The sequence below is a fragment of the Agrobacterium tumefaciens genome (assembly GCF_013318015.2).
GTDB lineage: Bacteria > Pseudomonadota > Alphaproteobacteria > Rhizobiales > Rhizobiaceae > Agrobacterium > Agrobacterium tumefaciens.
In genome coordinates, this window is sequence record NZ_CP115842.1 from 1,273,858 (window position 1) to 1,295,077 (window position 21,220).

The 21,220-nt window shown below is 58.6% G+C and carries 16 protein-coding genes; 3 read left to right on the forward strand and 13 right to left on the reverse strand.

Translation table 11 applies throughout. The features are described 5' to 3' along the window. Nucleotides 1-23: 23 nt before the first annotated feature. Nucleotides 24-1,253 (forward strand): TIGR03862 family flavoprotein, encoded by a 1,230-nt coding sequence (locus G6L97_RS19330; RefSeq protein ID WP_174003599.1) that lies wholly within the window; start codon nt 24-26, stop codon nt 1,251-1,253. On the opposite strand, the gene G6L97_RS19335 is transcribed toward G6L97_RS19330, so the two are convergent. The 3 genes from G6L97_RS19335 to G6L97_RS19345 all read right to left on the reverse strand — a co-directional run bounded on the left by G6L97_RS19335 (nt 1,250) and on the right by G6L97_RS19345 (nt 4,306). Continuing rightward, the gene (locus tag G6L97_RS19335; RefSeq protein ID WP_025595241.1) at nt 1,250-2,305 is read right to left on the reverse strand and encodes a quaternary amine ABC transporter ATP-binding protein; all 1,056 of its coding nucleotides are present in this window, start codon (nt 2,303-2,305) and stop codon (nt 1,250-1,252) included. The genes G6L97_RS19330 and G6L97_RS19335 overlap by 4 nt on opposite strands. After that, the gene (locus G6L97_RS19340) at nt 2,298-3,185 is read right to left on the reverse strand and encodes an ABC transporter permease (RefSeq protein ID WP_004431720.1); all 888 of its coding nucleotides are present in this window, start codon (nt 3,183-3,185) and stop codon (nt 2,298-2,300) included. Before G6L97_RS19340 ends, G6L97_RS19335 begins: the two co-directional genes overlap by 8 nt. 122 nt (nt 3,186-3,307) lie before the next feature. Beyond that, on the reverse strand, nt 3,308-4,306 hold the full coding sequence (locus tag G6L97_RS19345) for an ABC transporter substrate-binding protein (RefSeq protein ID WP_004431723.1): 999 nt from the start codon (nt 4,304-4,306) through the stop codon (nt 3,308-3,310). Nucleotides 4,307-4,623: 317 nt separating this feature from the next. Between G6L97_RS19345 and G6L97_RS19350 the strand changes: the two genes are divergently transcribed. Then, nucleotides 4,624-7,599 (forward strand): PAS domain-containing protein, encoded by a 2,976-nt coding sequence (locus G6L97_RS19350; protein ID WP_013762051.1) that lies wholly within the window; start codon nt 4,624-4,626, stop codon nt 7,597-7,599. Between the two features lie 18 nt (nt 7,600-7,617). Here the strand turns inward: G6L97_RS19350 and G6L97_RS19355 are convergent, their stop codons facing one another. From G6L97_RS19355 to G6L97_RS19400, 10 genes are all read right to left on the reverse strand, one after another. Beyond that, nucleotides 7,618-8,562 carry a 2-hydroxyacid dehydrogenase gene (locus tag G6L97_RS19355; RefSeq protein WP_174003601.1) on the reverse strand — a complete coding sequence of 315 codons (945 nt, stop codon included), beginning with the start codon at nt 8,560-8,562 and terminating at the stop codon, nt 7,618-7,620. A gap of 133 nt (nt 8,563-8,695) precedes the next feature. Continuing rightward, nucleotides 8,696-11,044 carry a polysaccharide biosynthesis tyrosine autokinase gene (locus G6L97_RS19360; protein WP_004431729.1) on the reverse strand — a complete coding sequence of 783 codons (2,349 nt, stop codon included), beginning with the start codon at nt 11,042-11,044 and terminating at the stop codon, nt 8,696-8,698. A gap of 107 nt (nt 11,045-11,151) precedes the next feature. Then, on the reverse strand, nt 11,152-12,057 hold the full coding sequence (locus G6L97_RS19365; RefSeq protein WP_004431732.1) for a UTP--glucose-1-phosphate uridylyltransferase: 906 nt from the start codon (nt 12,055-12,057) through the stop codon (nt 11,152-11,154). Between the two features lie 81 nt (nt 12,058-12,138). Then, nucleotides 12,139-13,134, reverse strand: coding sequence for a glycosyltransferase family 2 protein (locus tag G6L97_RS19370; RefSeq protein WP_174003603.1), 996 nt, complete (start codon nt 13,132-13,134; stop codon nt 12,139-12,141). Further along, nucleotides 13,134-14,078: a glycosyltransferase family 2 protein gene (locus G6L97_RS19375; protein ID WP_013762054.1), complete on the reverse strand. Its 945-nt coding sequence runs from the start codon at nt 14,076-14,078 to the stop codon at nt 13,134-13,136. Before G6L97_RS19375 ends, G6L97_RS19370 begins: the two co-directional genes overlap by 1 nt. Continuing rightward, nucleotides 14,075-15,073, reverse strand: coding sequence for a glycosyltransferase family 2 protein (locus G6L97_RS19380; protein ID WP_013762055.1), 999 nt, complete (start codon nt 15,071-15,073; stop codon nt 14,075-14,077). The genes G6L97_RS19375 and G6L97_RS19380 overlap by 4 nt, the downstream gene beginning before the upstream one ends. Before the next feature lie 17 nt (nt 15,074-15,090). After that, nucleotides 15,091-16,272, reverse strand: coding sequence for a glycosyltransferase family protein (locus G6L97_RS19385; protein ID WP_060641910.1), 1,182 nt, complete (start codon nt 16,270-16,272; stop codon nt 15,091-15,093). 60 nt (nt 16,273-16,332) lie between these two features. Beyond that, nucleotides 16,333-17,124, reverse strand: coding sequence for an endo-1,3-1,4-beta-glycanase ExoK (gene exoK / locus G6L97_RS19390; protein ID WP_004431747.1), 792 nt, complete (start codon nt 17,122-17,124; stop codon nt 16,333-16,335). Between the two features lie 4 nt (nt 17,125-17,128). Beyond that, a complete protein-coding gene (locus G6L97_RS19395; protein WP_004431750.1) occupies nt 17,129-18,277 on the reverse strand; it encodes an acyltransferase family protein in 1,149 nt (382 codons plus the stop codon). 371 nt (nt 18,278-18,648) lie between these two features. After that, nucleotides 18,649-20,127, reverse strand: coding sequence for a lipopolysaccharide biosynthesis protein (locus G6L97_RS19400; RefSeq protein WP_174003605.1), 1,479 nt, complete (start codon nt 20,125-20,127; stop codon nt 18,649-18,651). A 119-nt stretch (nt 20,128-20,246) separates the two neighbouring features. Between G6L97_RS19400 and G6L97_RS19405 the strand changes: the two genes are divergently transcribed. After that, nucleotides 20,247-21,212, forward strand: coding sequence for a glycosyltransferase family 2 protein (locus G6L97_RS19405; RefSeq protein WP_004431756.1), 966 nt, complete (start codon nt 20,247-20,249; stop codon nt 21,210-21,212). Nucleotides 21,213-21,220 lie beyond the last annotated feature (8 nt).

The following is a 21,220-nucleotide window of genomic DNA, read 5'->3' on the forward strand; positions in this document are numbered from 1 at the left end:
AAGGCCACAATGGCGAAGATGCGATGGAGCGGGTTTTGAAGAAGGCAAGGCAGGTCGCGATTGTCGGCGGCGGGCCAGCGGGCCTGATGGCGGCCGAAGTGCTGTCTGCGGCTGGCCATGCCGTAACGGTGTTCGAGGCCATGCCGACCGTCGCGCGCAAATTGCTGATGGCCGGAAAATCCGGTCTCAACATCACCCATGCCGAAGACTACGACATTTTCCTCCACCGTTTTGGCGACGCGGAGCAAAAGCTGCGCGCCGCCCTCGATGATTTCACGCCCGGCGCGCTGCGTCACTGGGCGCAAGGTCTGGGGCAGGAGACCTTCGTCGGCACGTCAGGTCGGGTGTTTCCGACGGTCATGAAGGCCTCGCCGCTGTTGCGGGCATGGCTTGCCCGGCTGGAGGCACACGGCGTTATCATCAAGACGCGGCATCGCTGGATGGGTTTTTCCGCAGACGGGCTGGTTTTCGCGACACCGGAGGGCGATGTCTTCATGAAGGCCGATGCCGTTCTTCTGGCGCTCGGCGGCGCAAGCTGGCCGCGTCTGGGTTCGGATGCGGCATGGGTGCCGGCACTCGCGGCTGAAGGCGTGGAGCTTAACCCTTTCCGCCCCGCCAATTGTGGCTTTGATGTCGATTGGAGCGATGTCTTCCGGCAGCGTTTTGCCGGTGAGGCGTTGAAATCCGTCACCACCATTTCCCCGGCCGGAGCGCTTCAGGGTGAGTTCGTGGTGACGCAGCACGGCATTGAGGGCAGCGTCATCTATGCCCATTCCGCCGCACTTCGCGACCAGCTGGAACACACGGGAAAGGCGACACTCGCTGTCGATCTGGCGCCGGGACGTACCGTGGAGCGCCTTGGCCGGGATCTGGCAAAGCTTGGCCGCAAGGAGAGTTTTGCAAACCGGTTGCGGAAGGCCGTGGGCCTCTCCGCCGTCAAGGTCGGACTTCTGCGGGAAATCTTTCACGATATCTCGGCGATGCCGGATGATCTGGTCGCCGCAAGAATCAAACATGCGGAGATACCGCTTGCACGGACGAGACCGATTGCCGAGGCGATTTCATCGGCTGGGGGCGTTGACTGGCAAGGTATCGATGAGAACTACATGCTGAAAAAACTCCCCGGCATTTTTGCTGCCGGGGAAATGCTGGACTGGGAGGCGCCGACCGGCGGTTATCTGCTGACCGCCTGTTTTGCCACTGGCAAGGCCGCCGCCAAGGGCATGACCAAATGGCTCGACGGCTTGGCCTAACCGGCCTCGGCCAGTTTTTTTTCCGCGCTTGGCGTGGTCCTGACGAGGCAGCGCATGATGGCATCCGTGGTGACGGAGCCGAGTGACTTGCCGTTTTCGCCGATGATGACGGCACTGCCGACATCCTCCCTGACGAGCGCGCGCAAGCCTTCCTCGACGGTCATGTCCGCATCGAGCTGAAGACGCGACTGGCCGGTAAACTCCGGCTGGACGATGGCGCCGAGACGAATGACCCGGCCACGATTGACCTCTTCCACGAAGGCTTCGATATAGCTGTCTGCCGGACTCATGACAATTTCGGCGGCCGTACCCTGCTGGATGATCTCGCCGTCGCGCAGAATGGCGATCTTGTCTCCCAGCCGAAGGGCCTCATCCAGATCGTGGGTGATGAAGACGACGGTCTTCTTCAGCTCTTTCTGCAATTCCAGCAGCACTGTCTGCATGTCGACGCGGATGAGTGGATCAAGTGCCGAATAGGCCTCGTCCATCAGCAGGATTTCGGCGTTGTTGGTCAGCGCGCGGGCGAGACCCACGCGCTGCTGCATGCCGCCTGAAAGCTGGTTCGGATAATGGCTCGAAAAGCCTTCCAGCCCCACCCGCTTGATCCAGACGTCGGCTTTTTCTTCCCGCTCGCCCTTGTCGACGCCCTGCACCTCAAGGCCATAGACGACGTTTTGCAGCACGTTGCGGTGCGGCAGCAGGCCGAATTTCTGGAATACCATCGCCGTCTTGTGGCGGCGGAATTCCAGAAGTTCCGCTTCGTTGAGGCGACAGACATCCGTTCCGCCATAAAGGATTTCTCCCGCTGTGGGGTCGATCAGGCGGTTGACGTGGCGGATCAGCGTCGATTTTCCCGAGCCGGAAAGGCCCATGATCACGGTGATCTGCCCGCCCGGCATGGTGATGTTGATGTCGCTGAGGCCGAGCACATGGCCGTGCTTGGCGTTCAGTTCCGCCTTGGACATGCCGCCCTTCACGGCGTCGATGTAGTTCTCCGCCTTGGAGCCGAAAATCTTGTAAAGGCTGCGGATTTCGATCGATTGACTAGCCATGCGCCACTTCCCGGTGTTTTTGCAGGCGAAGGCCGTAGGCCTGGCTGATGCGGTCGAAGATGATGGCGATGCCGACGATTGCCAGGCCGTTGAACACACCGAGCGTGAAATACTGGTTGGCGATGGCCTTCAGAACTGGCTGGCCAAGGCCCTGAACACCTATCATGGAGGCGATGACGACCATGGCGAGCGCCATCATGATTGTCTGGTTGATGCCTGCCATGATGGTGGGGAGTGCAAGCGGTAGCTGCACCTTGAAAAGCTTCTGGCGCTTCGAGGAACCGTAAGCGTCTGCCGCTTCCAGCACGTCCCGGTCAACCATGCGGATGCCGAGATTGGTAAGCCGGATCATCGGAGGAATGGCGTAGATCACCACGGCGATGACGCCCGGGACCCGGCCGATGCCGAGCAGCATGACGACGGGAATGAGATAGACGAAACTCGGCATCGTCTGCATGACGTCGAGAACGGGGTTCACGATACTCTGCAGGCGGTTGGACCGCGCCATGGCGATGCCAATCGGCAAACCGATCACGATCGAGAGCACGGCGCAGACGAAGATCATCGAGATCGTCTTCATCGTGTCTTCCCACATGCCGAACCAGCCGATGGCAAAGAGAATACCGCAACATAGTCCAACAATGGTGGCGCTGCGGCTGGCAAACCAGGCGAGTACGCCGACAATAAGAATAACGACCGGCCAAGGGGTGCCGATCAAAAGCCTTTCCGCCCAGATGAGGAAGCTCTGGAGCGGTGTGAACAGCCCCTCTATCGTGCCGCCATAGGCTCTGGTGAAACCCCGAAACCCCTCGTCGATCACTTTCTTCAGCGCACGCAGGGCATCATCATTCATGGTCGGAAATTTGAAAAGCCAATCCATATCCTGTTCTCCACGACGAACCGGGGCCGGCGGGCAATATCCGCCGCGCTCCGGAACTTAAAAACGGCCGGGCGCCGCCATTGGCGGGCCAAGCTGTCGACCACATATGTCGTGCCGCCCTTTTAGAGGGCAGCCTTGACCTTTTGCGCGACGTCGGGGGAAACCCAGCCCGTCCACAGAGCCTCGTTTTCCTTCAGGAAGTGTTTCGCACCATCTTCGCCGGTTGCCTGATTGTCGGTCATCCAGGCGATCAGCTTGTTGACGGTGTCGTTGGTCCAGGCGCGTTTGTTCAGATAGTCCATGGCCGGGCCGGCGCGGTCGGCAAAGGTCTTGCTGACCAGCGTCTGCACGTCGTCAACCTGCCATGCATTGGGCTTCGGGTCCGCGCAATCGGCAACCGAGGTGCAGCGCTTCCATTCGGCAGAGTCATATTCCGTGCCGAAGCCGAGCTTCACCATCTCATATTTGCCGAGCAGCGAGGTCGGAGCCCAGTAATAGCCTACCCACGGCTGTTTCGCTTCGTAAGCCTTGGCGACCGAGCCGTCGAGACCTGCGGCAGAACCGGTGTCCACCAGGGTGAAGCCAGCCTTTTCACCACCAAAAGCCTTGAAAAGCTGGGCGGTGACGACGGTGCCGCCCCAGCCCTGCGGGCCGTTGAAGACGGCGCCCTTTGCCTTGTCTTCAGGCGAGGGGAAGAGCTCGGGATGCTTGAAGAGATCAGGAATGGTCTTGAGATCGGGGTTTGCATCGGCGACATATTTCGGGATCCACCATCCCTGCACAGCGCCGTCCGACAGGATCTTGGCGGCCGCCACGACCTTGCCGCCCTCAAGTCCCTGTTTGACGATTTCCGGCTGCAGGCTGACCCAGGCCTCCGGCGCGATATCAGGCTGGCCCTTTTCGGCCATGGAGGTCAATGTCGGTACGGTGTCGCCTGTGACGATTTCAGCGCTGCAACCGTAACCCTTTTCCAGAATGATCTTGTCGAGATTGGCGGCGACTTCAGCGGATTGCCAGTTCATGCTGGCGATCGTGACGTTTCCACAGTCCGCAGCAAAGGCTGCACCGCCTGTAAGGGCGAAGCCGGCGGAAAGAATTGTGGCACCCAAAAGTATTTTCATTTTTGTTCCCTCTGGTCGCGGTGTGCGAAGACCCGGGCGCTGACGGCACCGCGACCGCCAGCACCCGCATTGAGCGTTAATAATTACTTTGTTGCCGTTCCGTTTGCGGCAGTTTTTGGCGTATTGAGGATGGCAATCGTCAATCAATCATCACGCTTGTGGGGTGCTTCTGCGAAATTTGCGGCGTGCGAATTCCCCAGTCTTGCCGGTCGCGCTTCTGAAAAGCCGTGAACAACAAGCAGAAGTTTCTGTTTTCTTGGACATTTATTCCGTTCTGTACTACGGAAAATTTCGTCTCTTTTTTGTGGTGATATTGAATGACCAATCTTCGTGCTGCCCCGGTATGGCCGATCGGCGGCGGTGAAACGGGTGAGCTTGTGCGTGGCTTCGACTGGTCGAAGACATCGCTCGGTCCGATTAGCGACTGGCCGCAGAATTTGAGGCAGAAGGCCAATTCCGTCGTCAACTCTCCCATTCCGCAGGTGCTGATGTGGGGTGCGGATCATGTGATGATCTACAATGACGGCTATGCGGAAATTGCCGGCAATTATCACCCGCGGGCGCTGGGCGGAACGGTGCCAGGTATCTGGCCCGAGATCTGGGACTGGAACAGCCGCATTCTGGAGGCTGGCTTTCGTGGCGAGGTCATGGCTTATCGCGACCAGCCGATGACGCTGATGCGGCACGGTCAGCCGGAAGAGGTGATCTTCGATCTGTTCTATACGCCGATCTACAATGATGGCGGCGCGGTGGACGGCGTCCTGTGCACGGTGCTTGAAAACACCGAAAAGGTGAAGGCCGTGGAGGCGCTGGAGCAGAGCCGCAAGGAGCTGAGCCGGCTTACCAATGCCCTGCCGATCCTGGTGGGATATGTCGATCGCGACTATGTCTATAAATTCGCCAATGACGGTTATCTGGAGTGGTTCGGCCGCAGCGCCGAGGAGGTGATCGGCCGCAGCGTTCCGGAAATTGTTGGAGACGCGTTCTTCAGTTCGCGCAGGGCCTATCTCGATCGTGCGCTCGGCGGCGAAAAGATCGTTTCGGATACGGTGATCAGCAGACCGGATGGCAGCAAGCGAGCCGCCGAAATCCGTTATGTTCCCCGCTATATCGCCGATGGCTCGGTTGACGGCATTTATGTGCTGATCATCGATATCGAGGACCGGAAACGTTCCGAGCACGAAATCGTGCTTAGCAATAACCGTTTCCGCGCCGCTGTTGATGCGGTCCACGGCGTGCTTTGGACCAATACCGCCGACGGCATGATGCTGGGTGAGCAGCCTGCGTGGGGTGCACTTACCGGGCAGAGCTTCGACGAGTATCAGGGGTTCGGCTGGGTCGAAGCGGTTCATCCCGAAGACAGGGACCATTCGCTGGAAAGCTGGACAAAAGCCGTTTCCGCGCGGGCGACCTATATTTGGGAGCATCGCGTTCGCCGCCATGACGGCGTCTACCGCACATTTGCGATCCGTGGCGTTCCGATTTTCGACAATTCCGGTGATATTGCGGAATGGGTGGGTGTCCACACGGATATCACCGAACAGCGGCTGGCCGAGAACACGCTTAAAGAACATGCCAGCAATCTGGAACGCGAGATTCGCCACCGCATAAGAGCGGAAGAGCAGCTTCGCCAATTGAATGAAGGGCTGGAAGCGCGGGTCGAGACGGAAATCGCCGAGCGCCGCCAGACCGAAAGAGCGTTGCAGCAGGCGCAGAAAATGGAATCCATCGGCCAGTTGACCGGTGGCGTCGCGCATGATTTCAACAATCTTCTTCAGGTAATCGCGGGCAATCTGCAATTGCTGTCAAAGGACGTGATTGGCAACGAGCGTGCCGAACGGCGGCTGGAAAATGCGCTGGCCGGCGTTCATCGCGGTGCCAAGCTTGCAAGCCAGCTTCTGGCCTTTGGCCGCCGTCAGGCGCTGGAACCGCGCGTTATCAACATCTCCCGCTTCGTTACCGGCATGGACGATCTCCTGCGCCGTTCGCTTGGTGAGGCGATCGAGGTTGAGGTCATCACCTCCGGCGGCCTGTGGAATACCTATGCCGACCCCAACCAGGTGGAAAACGCTCTCCTTAATCTGGCGATCAATGCGCGTGATGCCATGGAAGGGCACGGCAAGCTGACAATCGAGGTCGGCAATGCGGTTCTCGATCGCGATTACGCGCGCAAGCATTCGGAAGTCTCGCCGGGGCAATATGTCATGCTGGCTGTTACCGATACCGGATCGGGCATGTCGCCGGACATTCTGGAAAAGGTGTTCGAGCCGTTCTTTTCGACGAAACCGGAAGGCAAGGGCACCGGTCTCGGCCTTTCGATGGTCTACGGTTTTGCAAAACAGTCCAGTGGCCATGTCAACATCTATAGCGAGGTGGGGCAGGGCACGACGGTGAAGATGTATCTACCGCGTTCCGCCGCCGACGAGGACAGGGAAGTGGTGATACCGACTGGCCCCGTCGAGGGTGGCACGGAAACGATCCTTGTGGTGGAGGATGACGAGGAGGTGCGCAGCACCGTCGTCGAGACACTGAGCGATCTCGGTTACCGCGTGCTCACTGCCCGCGATGCGCAGGCTGGTTTGACGGTGGTCGAAAGCGGCATTCCGATTGACGTCATCTTCACCGATGTGGTGATGCCGGGACCTTTGAAAAGCCGGGAAATGGCGCGCCGGGCGCAGGAAAGGTTGCCTAATCTCGCCGTTCTCTTCACATCCGGTTATACGGAAAACTCCATCGTGCATGGCGGCAAGCTGGATTCCGGGGTGGAACTGCTCTCCAAGCCTTACACGCGCGAAGCGCTGGCGCGGCGCATCCGCCATGTCATCGCCAATCGCAAGCAGGTTTCTCTCGCCAAGACGAGGCCGGTATCATCACCGCGTCATTCCAAAACCCCCGAACCCGCGCAGGTCGTCGGAGACGAGACCAGATCGGTTTGCGTGCTTCTTGTTGAGGATGACGAGTTGATCCGGATGAATTCGACCGAGATGCTGGCCGATAACGGCTTTGCCGTCGTCGAGGCCGGAAATGCTGTGCAGGCGCTAAAGGCGATCGAGACGGAAGAGATCGATGTTCTCGTTACCGACATAGGCCTGCCGGACATGAAGGGCGGCGAGCTGGCGGTTGAGGCATTGCGCCGGAAACCAGGACTAGCCATTGTGTTTGCCACGGGAGACAACCAACTGCCGAACGGCGCGCCGGAAACGGCAGTGCTTTTGACCAAGCCCTATGACGAACAGCAGATCGTCTCAGCTGTCGAACTGGCCCATACGGCAAACACGATGGCGGGCGAATAAACCGCCCGCCATCGTGTCTCAATAACCGCGCGTCATATCGACCGTTTCCGGTAGCGTGCCTGTTTCACGCCATGTCTTGACATTGCCTGCCACTATTTTCGCGGAACTTTCCCGGCTTGTCGGCGCGGAAATATGTGGCAGGACGGTCACTTTCGGGTGCTGCCAGAATGCGGAGGCGGGAGGTAGCGGCTCCTGTTCGAAGACATCGAGAACCGCATGCGAAAGCTGGCCGGAATCAAGCGCCGCGATCAGGTCATCGGCGACGACGACGGCTCCGCGGGCAAAATTGATGAGTGCGGCTCCCTTTTTCATGGCGCCGAGACGGTCGGCATTCAGAAGGCCGCGCGTCGCATCGGTCAGCGGCACCAGACAGACGAGAATGTCGCTTTTTTCCAGCAAGTCCTCCAGCCCGTCATCGCCCGTCAGCGTTGCCACTCCCTCGATTGCCTTGGCCGAGCGGCTCCAGCCGGAAACGTTGAAGCCTGCATGAAGCAGGCGTTGCGCCGCAGCCGTTCCAAGCGCGCCGAGGCCGAGGAGGCCGATGGTCATCTCGCCCGGATGCCGATAATCGAGTTCCTGCCAGAGGGCTTTTTGCTGGTTTTCGCGATAGGCCGGCATGTCGCGTTGCAGGTAATAGGTCCATGCCAGCACGGCTTCCGCCATCACGCGTGAAAGCTCCGGGTCTTTCAGCCTGACGATCGGCGGCGCCTTGTCTCCCAGTTCCAGCACGAGCCGTTCGACACCTGCCCACAGGCTGTGAATCCACGAAAGACCCGGCAAGGCGGCAATGTCGACTGGATCGGGATTGGCGACGATGGCGAAGTCCACCGCGCGTTTCTGCTCCCCGCTCAATTCGGAAAAGGAGAGGATTTCCTCTTCCGGCATGGCGTCGCGAAGCTCTTGCTTCCATATGGCCTCCGCTTGCGCATTCATCCGCGAAACAAGGGCGATGGGTGATGGCATGAAACTGGTCCTGCTTGCTGGCGATTGGTTGGTCGCCATCAATGCGTAATTTTGCGGGCAACGCCATAGGCTGGATGGCAAAATTTGAGCTGCAAAAAAAAGCGGCCCGGTTTGCACCGGGCCGCTACACCATTCAGGCGTTTTCCTTCACCGGCGGTTTGGCGTCGCCGTAATAGGCCGCGAATGTCTCGTGATAATGCTCAGAACCACCGGGGCCTGCATAACGCTGCAATTCCGTCATATCGGTCTTGTTGAGCACGATACCCAACGTCTTGTTGGCAATCTGTGGTTCGTTGGCCATCAGGTTCTGCACCATCTGGATCGGCGTCTTGCCCCATTCCGTCACGAAGACGAAACCATCGACCTGCGGTGCGAAGGCTTTTGCGTCGATGACGGGAACGACGGGTGCAAGGTCGACAATGATGTAGTCGCAGGCCTCACGCGCCGATTCGATGAATTTGCGCATGCCGGAGGAGGCAAGAAGCTCGCTTGAATGGGCAAACTGGTTGCTTGTGGAAACCGGAAGGATGCCCATTTTCGTGCGGGTATCGACCTTTACCGCCTGCGTCCACGGTATCTCGTCAAGCACGACCTCCACCAGACCGGCGGATTGCCGCGTTGTCAGCATGCGGCTAAGGCCAGGGTTGCGGATGTCGGCATCCACCACAAGCGTGCGCTTGCCGGTGGAGGCGATCAGACCGGCGAGATTGAGCGCCACGACCGATTTACCCTCGTTCGGCAGGCACGAGATGACGCCGATTACCCGGCACTGTCGTTCCTGGATAACGACATCAGCCGTCAGCTTCACGTTGCGCAGCGTCTCGGCAAAGCTTGAGCGCGGGCTGTCGACGGCAAGGCGCAGCATTTTCTGGAACGAGACCTGACCGTTTTCATCGATGGTCGTGCTCTCGCTGCCGGGGGTGGCGGCAGGGGTACCCGACTTTGCGGTTTCTGCACCCCGTTCCCCGATAAAGGGCAGGTAGCCCAGAAAACGCATGCGCAGATTGTCGCGCACATCGTTGCCGGTGTGGAAAAAGCGATCCCGGAACTCAAGAAGCGCTGCGATGCCGCCGCCCAGCATAAGGCCGAGAATGACGGAAAGCGCCATGGTCATCGTCTTTTTCGGGCTGGACGGAGCTGTCGGCAGACCCGCTTCGGAGATGATGCGGGCCTTGGCGATCGGCAGCGACTGTTTCTGGGATGCTTCTTCGAAGCGGCCGAGGTAGGACTGGTAAAGTGTGCGCAGAGCGGTTGCCCGCTGCTCCAGCTCACGCAATTGCACCATGGTGATATTGGCCTGCGAATTGCGGCCCGCCACGCGGTCGATATTGTCGCGAAGCGATTGCACACGGGAATTGGAGACGTCGTATTCGTTCTTCAGGCTGCCCGTAACCTGCTGCAGTTCCTGGAAGATCTGCCTTGCAATCTCTTTCTTCTCACTCTCCAGCGCTACCGCCTGAGGGTGGTCGGCGCCGAATTGCTGGACGACGCCCTGCAATCGGTCAGAGATCGTGATGTAGCGCTTGCGAAGGTCCTGAATGACCGAGTTATCGGCATCCCGCGCGGAAACGACTGCATTGTCAACGGCTGCATCCGGTCCCCGGTCGATGATGGATTTGTACTGGCCATAACGTGCAGCAGCCGTCGCGACATCCGCCTGCGCGGCAATCAGCTGGCCGTTGAGATCGGCCAACTGGCCTTCCGACATGAGCTCGCCGCGCGAAGAAACGATATTATTGTCCGTCTTGAATTTTTCGACGGCAAGCTGGGCGGCCTGCGCACGCTGGTTCAGGTCGCTCATGCGCTCCTGAAGCCACACGGAAGCGCGCTCGCTGGCGTCGAAATTGGCGTTCAGCTGTTCGGTCAGATAGGCCTGCGCATAGGTCTTGGCGATGAGCGCGGCAAGCTGCCGATCCGTCGAACGGGTGGAAATGGCGATGACCGAACTGCGGCCGACACGCTCTACGATCAGCGATTGTTGCAGCACGGCGGCTGCCTTTTCGCGGCGTCCGGCGCGGATTGCCGCTTCGGAGGCCGGCGGATCTCCGGGCAGGATGAGATCGACGATACCGCGCACGGAAGATTTCACGAGATCGACCGGCGACAGCGACGGATTGACGATGGTGTCGTTCTCGTCGAGCTTGGCCTTGTCGACCACGGTCAGCGCCATTTCCTTGGATTTCAGAATTTCCACAGCACTGGCGATACGGTTGTCGACGATCTGGGCGGCAGGTACCGGCGATTCCTCTTCCGCGTAACGGGAAAGGCTTTCATCCAGAAGCACCTGAGTCATCGCGGTGTAAACGGGGGTTGCAAGCACCAGATAAAGGCCGGCCAGAACCACAGCGGCGATGACCGAGGCGGCAATGACATTGGCGCGGCGCACCACGGCTGCCCAGAGGCGATCGAGGTCAATAAATGTGTCGGCATCCTTGCCGGGATCCGGAAAACCGATGCTGGATTTAAAGGTCTTGTGGTGCATGGACCTACCTTGTGAATTAAAAATGGTACGCGGGAAGCCGAGCAACGCTCGGCTTCCCGCCCCCCGTTATTGATGTGCCGACCGCCTCCCCGGCAGCACGATTAAAGTCAGGCCGCCTGAACGCGGCTTTCATGGTTTGCGACGAGTTCCTTGACGGAAGCGAGAACCTGCGCCTCCATGTCGGCACGCATCAGCGAGAAAGCGACATTGGCGGCGATGAAGCCCTGCTTGCTGCCGCAGTCGAATGTGCGACCGCTATACTTCTGCGCATGGAAGGCCTGCTTCTCAGCGAGCCGCTTCATGCCGTCAGTCAGCTGGATTTCGTTGCCCGCGCCACGCTCCTGTTTGGCGAGAATGTCGAAGATTTCCGGCTGCAGAATATAACGGCCGTTTAGATAATAATTCGAAGGCGCCCTGGATGGTTCCGGCTTCTCGACCATTTCGGTCACCGCAAAGCCGTGATTGACCTTCTGGCCGACACCAACGACGCCGTAGGATGACACTTCTTCCGGCAGGCATTCCTCAACACCGAGGATATTGCCGCCGACTTCGTCGTAGAGTTCCATCAACCCGGCAATGCAGCCGCGTGCGCCATAGGAAACCATATCAGGCAAAAGCAGCGCAAAAGGCTCCTTGCCCACCAGTTCGCGCGCGCACCAAACCGCGTGGCCGAGGCCGAGCGGCACCTGCTGGCGCGTGTAGCTGACTGTGCCTGCGACTGGCAGCATCTTTTCAAGCTGCAGCACCTGCACCGTCTTGCCGGAGCGGGTGAGCGTGTTGATAAGCTCGGGCGCGCTGTCGAAATAGTCTTCGATGGCGGTCTTGTTGCGGCTGGTTACGAAAATAATGTGCTCGATGCCGGCCTGCATTGCCTCATCGACGGCATATTGCACGACCGGCCGGTCGACGATCGTGAGCATTTCCTTCGGCATCGCCTTGGTGGCGGGCAAAAACCGCGTGCCGTTGCCGGCTACGGGAATGACGGCTTTTCTGACAGTTTTGTTCAGGTCCATCGCGTTCTCCTTCATCAAGGTTTGATCTGTCCCCAGTCCGCTTGCAGATTTTTCGCGCACAGATTTGTCCGCTCACAAATTTTACGAAATCTGCCTTTTCACCCCAGTATTTGCCGCGGGCGCAAACATCGCGTTCCGCAACCTCTTCAGCCGCACGGCAATGGGCATTCTCAAATGGCCCAGCACGGCGGGATCTCTGATCGTTGTCTTCAGCGCGCCGATAATCGAGCGGCGCTTGATGTCTTCCACCAATGTCAGGAAGTTACGGGCCAGTTGCAGGCTACGGCTTCTGGCCTGCTGCGCATCCATGGCGGCGGGCAACAGCGCGTAGTGGCTCAGAAACTCCTGGTCCGCCCGCATCATTCCTTCGACGTGGTGGATTTCGAGGACGCGCGAGATCGAACCTTCGCGACTATTATAGATGTAGCCCGGTTTCGGCTCGATGACGCAGAGGCCGCCGGCGGCAAGCGCCGAGGCAAGCAGGATGTAATCCTCGCCGATGCGGATGTCCTCGCGAAAACGCAATCCCTCGCTATTTAGGAAATCGCGCCGGAACATCGGCTTCATGTAGCCGAAGTTGAAGGTGGAGCGGAAAAGGATGTTGGAGGAAATGAAGTCCTCAAGGGTAAGGACGGGTCTTTCCTCCAGAAACTCTTCCGAGAACATCGTTTCCATCGGCCTGCCGTCCGTATAAGCGACATCGAGATTGTCTACAGCGATCACTGCATTCGCCGCATCTGCCCGGCACATCATGCAGGCGGAACGGTCGGGGCGGATGACGTCGTCCGAATCGAGAACGGCGATAAAGCGTCCGGTTGCTGCGTCGATACCGGCATTGCGCGCGCCTCCCGGTCCGAGGTTCTGTTCAAGGGCAAGCAGCCGGACACGCGGATCGTTGGCCGCAATGGCCTCGACGAGCGAGATCGTCTCGTCGGCGGAGCGGTCATCCACGACGATCACCTCCAGCGTCACGCCCTGCTGGTCAAGCGCACTTTGAATGGCGGCTTCGATCGTCTCGGCGGCATTATAGGCGGCAATGACGAAGCTGATATCGGGCTGAGGGTTAAGGTTCTCCATCAGGTTGCCTCCACCGCGCCGTATTGGCGGATTTCGCGCACTCCGAAGGCGCCGCTTACCGAGCCGAGATGCAAGGCGCCGCGCAGGGCATAGCGGTTGCGGCGCACGGCGTTGAAACCGTTCAGGGCGGCAAAGACGGCGCAATAGAGAACTTTCGATCCTGCCTTCAGCACCTGCATCACGCGTCTTGCGCCGGGTTTCTTTTCGGCAAGCACACGGCCATGGGTCTGGCCGGAGCGGAAGCGACGTTTGGCAAGCCACATGAAACGGGCGCGGTTTTCCGGCACCGGCTCGGAGAGCACGGCCTTTTGCGCAAAGACGATGCGACCGCCCGAAGCATGGAGATGCGAGAAGAAATGCGTGTCCTCACCGCCGCTCTGGCCGAGCGCCAGCGCAAAACGCCGGTCCTTTACCGATGGGGCGTCCATCTTGAGAAGCGTGTTGCAGGTGTAGCCGGTGATGATCTCGCCATTCACCCAGACGGGCACGGTCGAGTGAAAATCGCCACGTTTCATCCAGCCCGGCGCATTCTCACGGTAAACCGCCGTCACTGGGCCAAGAACGACATCCGCGCCGGTTTCGCCTGCCTTTTCCAGAAGTGCGGCCAGCCAGTGCGGCGGGGCGGTCTCATCATCGTCGATAAAGGCCAGATAGTCTGCCCGGCATTCAGAGAGGCAGGCGTTGCGGGCAATCGAGATATTCGATTTCGGGCAATGGACATAGGCGATCTCGAAAGGCGAAGTTTCACGCAGCCGATCCACACTTGCCTTGGCACTCGGTTCCTCATCATTGTCGGCAACGATCAGGCGAACTGTCACGCCTTCGGGCACTTCCAGTTCGAACAGTGACAGAAGTGTGGCGACCAGCGCCGGACGTCTGTAGGTACAGATGCCGATATCGACGGTCTTTGAATTGTGTGGTTCGGTGACGATGAGGTCGGTCATGAGACAGCCTTTTTTCCCCGGAATTTCAGGAGTTCCAGCCAGAAGCCGGTGGACCACGCCAGATGCATCACCATTGCGGAAAAGGCGGCGAGCGGGCCGTATGGGTTTTTCTGACCTATTGCCATCCACAAGCCATAACCCACACATGCGGCGATCCAGAGGCCGAGCGGAATAAGTGCTGCCCAATGCACAAGCGACAGCAGGGCAAGCACGAAGACCGGCAGGACAGCCAGCGGAATCATCTGGCGGATCTTCGGGATCGAGCGATGTTTCAGCAGGTTCTTTGCCCGGCCACGGCCATAGGCGAGATATTGCTTGAACAGAGGCATGACGCTGGCGCGCGGATAATAGGTCATGCGGGTCTTGTCGGTCATCCATATACGGAAACCGGATTTGCGCAGCCGGAAATCCAGTTCGGCATCCTCGTTGTGGCTGAAGCTTTCATCGTAACCACCGACCGCGTCGAAGGCGGCGATCCGCATCAGCGCGTGGTGGCCATGGTCGATCCAGTGTCCCTTGGCGCCTTCGCGGTGCTTGGAGCCGCCATTGCCGAGTTTGGAATTCTGCGCAATCGCCGTCGCTTTCTGGAACAGGCCGTGCCCGACCGTATCCATGGCGACCACGACGGAATCCGCGCCGGTGCGATCCGCGTCCTCGATTAGCCGCTGGCAATAATCATCCGGATAATCGCCATGGGCGTCGATGCGGATGAGGTAGTCGAAATCCTCGCCGAAAGTGGATACGGCCAGGTTTATACCGGCGCTCTGGATGCGCTTGGGATTGGGAAGGAGCGTAACGCGGTCATCCGTTACGGCGAAGGCGGAAACGATGTCGCGCGTGCCGTCCGTGCTGCCGCCATCGGCAACAACGATGCGGAAAATACGTCCGTCCATCGCGCCGGTGAATTTTCGCAGCAAGGCCTCGATCGTCTTTGCCTCGTTGAGGCAGGGAATGACGATCAGAGTTTTGATGCCGGAATGACCAAGACCTTCCATGATTTGCCCCCTACGCACTACACGGGTGAAAACGCAGCTTCACGGGCATGGCCGGAAGCGGATTTTGTAAGAGAGGACAATTGCTGGACCAGCTGACGGCAATCGTCGCGGTCGGTCAGCCATTGTTTCTTATCGAGTGCCGAGAGGGCGTCGAAGGCGTCCGTATACGTTTGTGGAGTCATAGTGTTGAAAAGAGCGGCCAGATCATCTGCGCCGGCATTTTGCAGAACAAAACCGATATTGCGCTTTTCGATGAAACGAGCCGTTTCCGTGCCTGCAAGTGCAATCGGCAGGGTGCCGTAAAGGCATCCCTCATAGAGCCGATTGGGCAGCAGCCAGCTTGAATTCTGGCCTTCCTCGAAGAAGTCGATCGCCCAGGTGAACTGCACTTCATTATAGATGGTGGCCAGATCTTCAGGGTTCTTGTAGGCCCCGTGGAAATGCACATGCGGCGCGGCAGCCACGAAACCATCGAAATCCGCAAATTCCGAATAGGCCGGCCGGCCGCGCAGGATGATCTCGACCTTGCCATCCATGCGCCTTGCAAAATCGGCGAGTATTTCGAGCGATTTGCGGCATCGAAGCGCCCCAAACCAGCCGATTTTCCACGGTTCGCCGGAGGCAGGCGGGCGCGGTTGTGGGGTGGCTGCTACAGCGGCATCAAGCGCCAGCACCCTGTTTTCCTGCAACAGCACGGGAAGGTTCAGGCCGGAAACGGGTTTGAAATAATGCTCGACGAAAGCTGGAGAACTCGTCATCAGCAGCTTGGCATCCCGGGCGAAATAGCGCTGGGCCGCATTGAGAAGCTGCCCCGGCTTGCCCTCATTGAGAAGCAGGCGGTGAATGTCGAGACATTCGTAAACCAGTGCCGGCTGGCGGTCGTAAAGCGACATGGCCCGTTTTGCGAGAGCCAGCATTTCCAGGTTTCTGGCAAGAATGACGTCGGGCGTGGGGGTGCCGCGTAATGTTTTGCCGAGCGAGAGGCTGGCTTTGGCGACGGCTGCCATGCGCTGAAGAAACTGCCCATCGGCGGTTTCTCCGAGAATGACCGGCACCACGCCCTCGATCTCTGCAAGCCGGTTCTGTCCGCGCCGGAAGCCCGCCAGCGTGACCCGCGCGCCGCCCGCAACCAAGGTCAACACCCGCCGGCGAATGGCGGGGTCCGACAGATCATGCGCGAGATAAAGAACATGGATCATGCATGGGTTCCGGTTGGTTTCATGCGTCAAGGACGCCGAGGCTCAGGTTTAAAAAGGCAATCAGTTAAGGGCGCAGGCGATGGATTCGGGAAACTGGCATTTGTCGCCGAGCGCCGTGAAGGCGAAGCGGTCAACAATCATCTGTGTTGCGCCGGAATAGGAAAAGGCACCCATCCAGTCCTTCAACGTGTCGGTTCCCCACAGGCTGAAGAAAATCTTCTGGGCATTCTGCGGAATCTTGGTCTCATCCGTGACTTCGTGAACGAGCTTGCCGTTGACGTAGTAACGCAGGCGCTGAGGCTCCCACACGAAGGCGTAATCGTTGAAGCCAGCATCAGCTCCGCCTTCTACCGGCACCAGTTTCTCATTGCCGCCCTTGGCGGAAATATACTGGTTCAGCTGCACCTTGCCCGTATTCTTGCCCAAAACCTCGAAGTCGATTTCATCATGGGGCTTTTTGTCGGTCGGGCCGATATAGGTGAAAAAGGCGGAGTTCAACCCGGAGCCGGTAGCGGCTTTCATCCGTGCTTCATAGGTGCCGTAGCGATAACGCCCCTTGGTCTGGATTTCACCGCAGGCGAAGTTGCGGTCGCCGGACTTTGCTTCCTCAAAACCAAGCGTCAGCTGGCCGTTTTCCACCGTGGCCAGTTTCTTCGACCAGGTGCAGTTCTGATGCGCACCGTTGTTCCAGCCGTCGGAGACGTACCAGAACGACCGGTCCATCTGATCGAAATTCTCGATGAAGGATGCACCGTTGCCTTCTTGTGCCTGGCTCGGTGTCGTGAAGGGTGTCGCCAGCAGGGCGGCGGCGAGAAGAATGCGTGTCTGAACGCGGGTGACAAATGTTGTCATTGGTTCACCTCTGTCGTTGCGAATAAAGTGTTTCGGATGTGGGCGGGCCGATCATGGAGGCCCGTTTTGCAGCGAATTCGGACGTTGTCTTGCGTTTGCCGTTCCGGCTTCCGGTCAGCACGGCATAGACGGCCGGCAGGTATTTGCGGGTTTGTGCATTGCTCACCACCAGAATGACAAAGGCGGACAGCGTGGCGATGACATAGAAGGCGGGGTAGAAATCGGGTCCGCCCTTGTTCCAGACCATCCACATGATGACGAGCAACGGATAGTGAGCGCAGAATATCCAGAAGCTGAGGCTTCCGGTCTCGGAAAGCCGCTTGCCGAGCCTGCTCCGGATCAAAAGCGCCGACGACGCCCAGAAACCGAGCGCGCCAAAAACAGCGAGCAAATTGCGCGACATGTTCAGCCAGAAGGTGAACTCCGGGCCGGTGAAATAGAGGCCTGTTGCCAGCATGGCCGCAGCGACAAAGGTCAGCGCCATGATCGGGAAGGCGTAGGGATCGAGTGCCTTGACATCGACGCGGTGCAGCGCAAGTGCGATGCCCAGCGAGAAGCTGAACAGGATCGATTTCTTCTGGACGATGAAGATCGTCAGATCAGGCATGGCGGTTATGAAGAGCAGGATAGCGAGGGTTGGCAGCGCAAAGCGGCGCATGAGAAATGCAAGCACCGGCGACAGCAGGATGCAGACGAACAGGTCACGCAGGAAATAAAGCGGCACGTTTACCGGCAGTTCTTCGAGCGCCGTGCCATGGCTGATGATTTCACGCGGGCTGGCGTTCCAGAGGTCCGGGAAATAACCCACACCAACGTCAAACAGCTGGATAAGCAAAATTGCGGCAAACAACGCGCCATTCCACAGCAGGAAGGGCAGCAGTACCGTTTTCGACTTCGAACGGATCGTCGCCGGATAATCGAACCCGCTCATGCCGCGACGAAACAGCAGATAGCCGGATATCGCGCTGAGACAGGGCACACCGATGCGAAACAGGGCGTCGCCCAGAAAAACACGCAGCCAGTCGAAGAAGCCGTAAAGGCCAAGAAAAGGGCTGGTTTCGGCATCGTGCGGCACATGGACGAACACGATTCCAGAGATCAGCAATATACGCATCAAATTGATACGGGAGGATAGGTTCTGATCGACAGTCACATCAGTCACCCCTATTGGGCGGCGTCCACCCACGCCGCGTTGCAACCAGAGCGAACTTAAGCCCGCACTCGTAAGTCTGGTTTCGACTTTAGGGTAAAATGTGGCGACGCGGGAAAAACACAAGCTTAGATATTGCGGGTGATTGTCTGGCGTTCCGGCATTCCGTGCGACTTAAAAAAATTAAGCAACTGAAAATATTTAATTTTTTCTAGATTTAAGTCGTCGCTAAAAATCGCCAGAGGAAGCGTTATTATCATTGTAAGCGATATTGCATCGCAAAAAAATGGTTTTGCCATGCCGTCACGGAACACATATCCGTGACGGGTGAGACCTGTTAACGGCCGAAATGAGGCGCTTTCAGTGACGAGCCGCTAACCTTGGGTTGCGTTTTCACGCATTCGCCGCGATTTGACCATCCCGTGGATTTTTCCAAGCAGGGCGCGTTCCGTCAACAAAATCAGCACCGCATAGATGATACCGCCGACTGCGGCGCCAACGAGGACCTGAAGCGTTGCGCTAGGGATGCGTTCGGCAAGGATGTGAAGCAGGTAACGCACCGAAACGGCCATGACCAGCGCTGCAATCATCGGTCTGCTGCTGACATAGAGGCCGCTAAGAAAGGGTGTATCGCTTGCCTTGAACACCGCCCATGAGTAGGCAACCAGCGTCACCGCATTGACGATGCAGAGCCAAATCATCGCGTCGATCAGGCTGCCGTAGACGGCTGCAGCCCAGACGGCAACCGTGGTGACGATGGCACGGATCGTGGCCGACCAGAACAGAACACGCCCATAGCCGGCACCCTTGAGATAGGGGATAAAGGTGCTGCATGGGGTCAGAATGGCTTTCGAGAGGGCAAGGAGACCGAGAACCGGCCAGGCATAAGCCCAGTTCTGCCCGAAAATCACCAGCATGGCCGGTTCGGCCACCGCCCAGAGGCCGAACATCATCGGCGCAAGCAGGACGGTCAGAACCTGCGTGCTGAACATCAGGGCATCACGCCGGCGCTGCGGATCGTCCATCATACGGCTGAAGGCGGGAAACAGCACGCCCATGACGGCCGACAGCACGACCTGATTGGGAATGCTGGCAAAACGGTTGGAGGCGGAATAGGCGCCCGCATCGGCAAGGCCGAGATGCCGGGCGATCACCACCATCGGCGACTGGAAGGTGACGAAATTGGCGATTTCCGATCCCATCAGGCCGGAGCTGAAACCGAGAAGCGGCACCAGACGGCGCGGTTTCATGACGAAACGCGGGCAATAGCGGGAAACGGCATATAGCCCGACAAGCCTGATGAGTGCGGCGGCGAAAAGCTGGATGATGAGCGCCCAGACGCCGAAGCCGAGAAGCGCCATAGCCACGGCGACAACCGCCGCGATGCTTTCAGACGCCATGCTCCACAGCGCATCCTGGCTGAAGTTCATGCGCCGGGCAAGCAGTGAATAGGCGACATCACCCGCAAGTTGCAACGGAATGAGAAAGGCCATGATACGCAGCAGATAGGCACTTTCCACCGCACCCAGAAGCCCACCGAAGAACTCCGCGAAAATGTAGAGCGCAGCGGCCATGGTGCAGGAAATCGCCAGATTTGCCCAGAAAACGGTATGGATTGTATCCATATCCTCTTCTTTCTCGACGATCAGCGCCGAGGTCAGCCCCGCTCCGGCTATCATGGTCAGGAATTGTACAACCGTTAAGCCGACTGCAACCACACCAAATTCTTCCGGTGTCAGCAGTCGTGCAAGAATGGGAACGGTGACAAATTTAAGCCCGAATGTCCCTGTCTTAGACAAGACGCTCCAGCCGACATTCGTGGTGATGGTCTTTACATTTGGAGCTGGGGGCATACAAGCATCCTGTTTCTGGAGGCCGGCGGGGAGGAACGCCGGTGGGGAGTTGCCGATACCATCGGGGCCGCTTTTAGGATCGGGCCCGACACTTCTTGATCAACGCAAGGGGCGAAACAATGGCAAGATTTACTGTCGTCATTCCCTATTACCAAAAGCAGCACGGAATTCTTGGACGTGCGCTCGCATCGGTTTTTGCGCAGACTTACCAGGATTTCGATCTTGTCATCGTCGATGACGAATCGCCATATCCGATAGACAATGAGCTTGCAGAACTTTCGCAAGCGCAGAAAGAGCGGATTCTCGTCATTAAGCAGGCCAATGGCGGGCCGGGTGGTGCGCGCAATACCGGTCTCGACCACGTTCCTGCTGGCAGCGATTACGTCGCATTTCTTGACTCGGACGACATCTGGACGCCCGATCATCTCCAGAATGCGGCCTTCGCGCTGAAGACATTTGGCGGTGAGTGCTATTGGGCATCCATGCAGGCAAGTGACGAATTTTATTATCATTTCGCCATTTCCGAGCTGGAGAAGAACGAGGGCGCCGCAAGGCTTTCCGAGCGGCCTCTGGTGATCGAGCTGCCGGATCTGGCGAGCGTGATGCTGCGCAACTGGAGCTTCTTGCATCTCTCCTGCATGGTGATCGGCCGCCCGCTTTTTGAAAAGATACGCTTCGATCCGGCGCTCCGGCTTGCGGCGGAAGATGTGCTGTTTTTCTGCGATTCCATCCTCGCATCCAAGCGCACGCTTCTGTGTGACGATGCCGGTGCCATGCGCGGAATGGGCGTCAATATCTTCCACAGCATCGACAATACCTCGCCGGAATTCCTGCGCCAGCAGTTCAATACCTGGGTTGCGCTCGATACGCTGGAGGGGCGATTTTCGCGGCGGCCGGACGATGTGGCCTCGATCGCTTCCTATAAAAATACGGCGCGCAAACAGGCGCTCTGGAGCCAGGCGGGCAATCTGAAACGGCGCAAGGTGCCCGAATTCGGACTGCTGCTGAAGTGGGCGATGCGCGATCCGGCACTCCTGCGAGCGGCTTTTGAGCTCGGCGCAGGCAAAATAGTGCGGACAAGATGATCGAATTC